The sequence below is a fragment of the Thauera sp. ZXT1-4 genome, assembly GCF_052598215.2.
Map to the genome: position 1 here is coordinate 1 of NZ_JBQWSN020000064.1, position 4,980 is coordinate 4,980.

At 57.0% G+C, this 4,980-nt stretch carries 6 protein-coding genes and 1 pseudogene; 3 read left to right on the top strand and 4 right to left on the bottom strand.

Annotated elements, in window-relative coordinates:
• Nucleotides 1–149: 149 nt before the first annotated feature.
• Together ACUH78_RS18720 and ACUH78_RS18725 are read right to left on the bottom strand one after the other, a co-directional pair.
• Complete coding sequence (locus ACUH78_RS18720; protein WP_445334386.1) at nt 150–308, bottom strand: hypothetical protein; 159 nt, start codon at nt 306–308, stop codon at nt 150–152.
• A gap of 182 nt (nt 309–490) precedes the next feature.
• The gene (locus ACUH78_RS18725; RefSeq protein ID WP_445334387.1) at nt 491–1,069 is read right to left on the bottom strand and encodes a hypothetical protein; all 579 of its coding nucleotides are present in this window, start codon (nt 1,067–1,069) and stop codon (nt 491–493) included.
• A 363-nt stretch (nt 1,070–1,432) separates the two neighbouring features.
• Here ACUH78_RS18725 and ACUH78_RS18730 point away from each other — a divergent pair, with 363 nt between their 5' ends.
• Together ACUH78_RS18730 and ACUH78_RS18735 are read left to right on the top strand one after the other, a co-directional pair.
• A complete protein-coding gene (locus ACUH78_RS18730) occupies nt 1,433–1,861 on the top strand; it encodes a DUF29 family protein (RefSeq protein WP_445334388.1) in 429 nt (142 codons plus the stop codon).
• Between the two features lie 779 nt (nt 1,862–2,640).
• A complete protein-coding gene (locus ACUH78_RS18735) occupies nt 2,641–2,871 on the top strand; it encodes a hypothetical protein (RefSeq protein ID WP_445334389.1) in 231 nt (76 codons plus the stop codon).
• A 303-nt stretch (nt 2,872–3,174) separates the two neighbouring features.
• Here ACUH78_RS18735 and ACUH78_RS18740 read toward each other — a convergent pair.
• Together ACUH78_RS18740 and ACUH78_RS18745 are read right to left on the bottom strand one after the other, a co-directional pair.
• Nucleotides 3,175–4,061: pseudogene (locus ACUH78_RS18740) on the bottom strand (IS256 family transposase); the annotation flags it as partial.
• A 159-nt stretch (nt 4,062–4,220) separates the two neighbouring features.
• Complete coding sequence (locus ACUH78_RS18745) at nt 4,221–4,697, bottom strand: helix-turn-helix domain-containing protein (protein ID WP_445334390.1); 477 nt, start codon at nt 4,695–4,697, stop codon at nt 4,221–4,223.
• Nucleotides 4,698–4,757: 60 nt separating this feature from the next.
• Between ACUH78_RS18745 and ACUH78_RS18750 the strand changes: the two genes are divergently transcribed.
• A partial coding sequence (locus tag ACUH78_RS18750; RefSeq protein ID WP_445334391.1) for a hypothetical protein occupies nt 4,758–4,980 on the top strand: 223 nt, incomplete at its 3' end.

The following is a 4,980-nucleotide window of genomic DNA, read 5'->3' on the forward strand; positions in this document are numbered from 1 at the left end:
ACGACTTTTCTAGGAAATTTCAGATGGCGCATGCCATTCGAGTGCGATGACCCTGCTAGCCCTTCCAACGTGTCACCAGAGCGACTGAGGAAAGCTGAGAGAGCCCTCACAGATGCTTAGCTCAACGCACAGCAATCCTTTGCAGGGGGTCAACGCCCCTCGTAGTTCTGCTCCTTTTTCAACCACATCGCATCAAGAGACGCTCGGCTGAAAATCGGATAGGGCAGTCCGATGACCTCTTCGATCAGCGTATCAGGCACGTCCGCAGAATCGCCCAGAGAACCGGCAGGCTCTGCAAAGGGTGACACATGAGCTCATACATCCCGCTTCTTCGAGCGAATTTGAGAGGGCTATTGTGCTGCTTGAGCGGGCAAACCCTCACTGACCCTGCGAAATCAGAGAGGGGGACTAGTCGCACATCCGCAGATGGCGCACTTCCACTTATCGGCGGGCGCTGTGGGTACCAGCGTACATCGTCTGACACCAGTCCTCAGTTGGGTGCCCTGGGAGTAGTCTGATCGGATTGCTTAGGCGCAATTTCGCTCAACGCTTGGCGCGCATGCATCTCCTCGACGAACGCTTTCGCCACGGGGTTAGTTGCAGCTTCGGCTTCGATTGTGCGCAGCACCTGCGGCATCCACTTGGCGCGATGCTCCTCCCTCTGGTTCCAATAGTCCCGGGTGTCCATCGGACCACCTTCGCGGATAACGAATTTCTTGCCAAACAACGGCGCGAAGAACTTGCTGTCCGTATTGAATATCTTCCTTGCCTCCTTCTCGGGGCAGCGCTCCTCAGTGAGGATCAACGCGTAGCCGATGGGCTTGTCCGGCTCAGGCGGGAGGACCTCTCCGGTCGCAGACTGCTCCTCCGGCCAGTCGCGGGCGTATTCGACCATAACCCCGCCGTACTTGCACTTATCAGTCCACGCTGGGGCCTGTTCAGTCATCGATATTGCATAAACCTTGACGCCTTGCTGGACGAGAATGTCTTCGTCAGCGCGGGCAACTACGTTCACATTTTGCGCAATGAGATTGCCTGCGAGAAAAATGGCGTTTAATACGTCAAGCATTTCAGGTTCGGTTCCTGTTGTGGGTGCGAGCAAGTCTGTACGAAAATGCGCTCGCTTCAAGCGCTTACGGTCGACACTACCGATGGCGCGGTTGGTCGCGGATCTGGCAGAGTCGATGCTTATGCCGAGCTAGGTCAGCTGAGGCGCCAGTCTGCGTAGTTGCTCGTGATCGGAGTGGCTACCGTTGCCAAATTAGCGACACCTCAAAGCTGATTCCGACCTTGACCACATGGATTCCAATGCCATGCGTCGCGTGCAGATCAGCCAGAGCTGTCGATGCGTGCGGCGCCAGAATGCCATGCATGCTAACACCACAGCCCAGACTATCAGACGCTCAGCCAACTTGCTTGTTCAGGAGACTCCATGAAGAACAGCCACACAAGTGATTCCGAGCGGGAGACAATTTCGAAGGTGGGCCTCGAAACCGGGCCGGATTACTCGACAGACCCTTCGGCATGGGCCGAGTGTCAAGCCGCAGCGCTCCGCTCACGCCAAGTCGATAGGTTGGATTGGGACAACCTTGCCGAAGAGGTCCTTGACGTCGCCCGCGGCGAGCGACGCGAGCTGGGATACCGAGTCGCAGCACTGATGGCGAGCTTGGCAAGACAAGCTCTCTTCCATATCGCGCCGAAACCTCCCAATTTAAGATTAGTTCGAGAGCATCGAAAACTCGTTGCAATGCAATTGGCAACATGTCCGAGCCATAGAAAGATGGCTTTCCGATCCGACGTGGCTCTCTCTATGCTGGTCAAATGCTGTCGCGTCGTTGGGTGGCATGGGCCTTCAAGTTGACGATCTGCCAGAGGAATCCCCATGGAACAAGGCTACATTGCTGAACCGGTGATTGGTCCGGATACGAGCACGACGTCATCTTCACCTCCTGCGCGCAACTGCTCGCCAGCCTGAACGCCACCCGCGCGGTCGACACCTATGAGCGAAAGCTGCAGTAACTGGCCTGTGTTCCGCTGCTCATGTCACCAGCATTCACCGAGTGGGACCAGGCCTTCCCCGGCAACCGGCTGCTCGCCTCGGCCACCGTCGACCGCCTGCACACAACGCCGACTGCCAAATGCCCGACGAGGCCTCTTACCGCGCCGCGCGACAGGGGCCGAATCGGGCGAAAAGCGCCCTTGCCAGCACCCCGGAAAACAACGATTCCTGCCCCCCCAACGACGTCCGTCAGAGCCCCGTTCGAGTGGCTTCTACATGCCGATCATCGGCGGCTCTATTGTGGCAGCTCCTGCCGACACACGCCGTTCTCGCGGCACCAGGCACTCTTGCTGGCCTCGCCTATCGAGGCGGACACCAGCACCGCCTCGAATCGGGCCGGCGCTGTCCGGGGGCAACAACCGTGCGACCGATTTGTACTTGAATGCTTGTCCTTATCTGGTCACTTTGTTCTTCCGTAATCGTCCTCGAGTTTTAGATTCTATCGAGGCGACAACTATCTTGACCCAGAGGGACTCCCAAGAAACCAGGACAGGCGACCATGGACACATCTGCTTACGCCGTGATATCTTTCGAATTTTATGCAACGCAATAGCGTTTAACGCCCCAATAAAGGACTAGAGATGAAGAAGTTCGTTTTCGTGTTAGCAGCGGCAGGACTGATGAGCGCAAATGCATTCGCCAACGGCGTTGACCTCCGAGAGGAGGGCAAATGTGCAGTGGCGCGTCCTACGGGTTCGATGTCTTACCAGAACGCCATCCTCTCAGCGGCAGCTGAGTTGGCGGCCAAGGGCTACAAGGTAGTGAACTTTGTCATGCGTGACACAGAAATATATGTACTCGGATGCAAGTAATTCCCTGCACATTACGCAATTCATTTCCCATATTCATACTAGCCAACGACACCTCGGCTCGTAAGTCGACGGTTTAAGGCGCGCAGTTCTCGCACGCGTAGTTGAGCGAAGTAGCCGGGCGTCGGAAACGGTGCCCGCAGTGAGGCAAGTTAACTTTCCGAACAGTCCTCCCTCGCCATCTGACTCGCCAAGAGTTGCGTGCGTCAAGTTGTGCAAAAGGGTTGATCAGGTAATCGGTTGATTCCGGTTTGCCGTGGTCGGTGCGCAGGGCGTAGCCCGGAGCGCCGACCACGGCGGTGGCCGTCAGGCGGCCAGTCTCAACTGCTCCTTCTTCTGCTCGGCCAGCAGGGCCATGTTCAGGTAACGGTTGTCTTCGAGCCACGTCTCGTGGGTTTCGACGCACAGCGCCCGAATCAGCCGCAGGCACGACTCAGTGTTCGGGAAGATCCTCACCACGCGCGTGCGCCGCTTGATCTCCTCGTTGAGGCGCTCGAGCATGTTGGTCCTCTTCGCGTGCTTGTGGTGCGCCCGCGGCAGCCGGTAGAAGCTCAAGGTCTCGCCGATGTTGCTCTCGACCCAGTCGACGAGCTTCGGGTACTTGCTCTGCCCACTGGTGATCCATGCCGCCAGATCGCGGTTGGCCTCCTGCAAGTCGCGCCGATCATAGATCCAGCGCAGTTCCTGCAGACAGTCGTCGTCGGCCTTTCTCGGAAGGTAGTCGAGCGCGTTGCGCAGGAAATGCACATAGCAGCGCTGCCATGCCGCTTCGCACAACACCTCGCTGATCGCCTTCTTAAGGCCCGCGTGATCGTCCGAGACCACGAACTCCACGCCGGTGAGCCCACGCGCCTTGAGCCGCAGCAGGAAGTCCTTCCAGCTGCTCTGGCTCTCCCGGTTGGCCGTCTCTCCAGCGCCAGGACCTGGCGTTGCCCCTCCCAGTTGATGCCAATGGCGATCTGCACGGCCAGCGAGTGGATCACCCCGTCCTCGCGCACCTTCTCGTAGCGCGCATCCAGAATCACGTACGGATACGCGTCTTCCAGTTGCCGGCTGGCAAAGCGCTCGAGCGCCTCGTCCAGGCTCTTGTTGATCGCCGAGATGGCCGAGGCCGAGAAGCTGTGCCCGCACAACTATTCGGTGATCGCCTTGACCTTTCGGGTCGAGACACCCCGCACGTACATCTCCGCCAACGCGGGGGCACATACTCAGACCTTCGATCATTAATGCTAACCTCGGCATCACGACTATTTTGTGCTGTTCTGTTCCCAGAAAGGCACAAAAAAGATACAGGCTACATGGCTGCGAAAAGCTCCCCCGATACCGGGGGAGCAGAGATCACGTTAGCACTCTCACTTATCGCGTGATGCGGCCCAACTCCAGCGCTCCTTACTGGACACGAGTTCGCCGGGGCCAACCATTACCTCATACATGCCGAGCACGAGCGACAGCATCCGCGGATCTGCCTCCATCAACAACTGCTTCGTAACACCGGCTTCAAGTGCAAACGTCGATTCTGCGATGAATGCCGCTCGACGCTCCAAAGACAAAAACTCATCATCGTAACTACACGTCTCGAAATCCGCCGGCACCAGCCTTTCTGCAAGTACGAAACAAACAACCGGTGGCAGATACAGAAAACCGGCGACACGTCGAATCAAATCATCGCTCGCTTGAGTAAATGACTTGTCACCACACAGCAACTGCGAAAGGTACGGTTGGCTGACACCCAACCGTTCTGCCAGCTCAGTCACCGAGACCCCCTCGCTACTCATCCGTTCCTTGATGCGGGTAGTAAGTCCGCTACCCTTAAGAGCCTTCCTTTTCATTTTGGCCTTCCACGTTCAGGGCACATGCCCTTATTCGTATAGCCAAAAGACTCAACTCGGATGAAACCTATTGCCGGGAGCAATAATAACCGCGCACTAGCAATTCTTTTTCAAGAGCTCTTTTTTTCAGCTAGAGTGCGCGACGTACCTCAGCCATCAGTGAAGCTGCCTGTTCTTTCTGGCGCGATCATGTCCTCAGATAAAATCCACCGAACGTTAAGAAAATCTGGCTCTGTGCCGTTTCCAGTGGAAATTGACTTCTCAACAAACATGACGGTAGCGC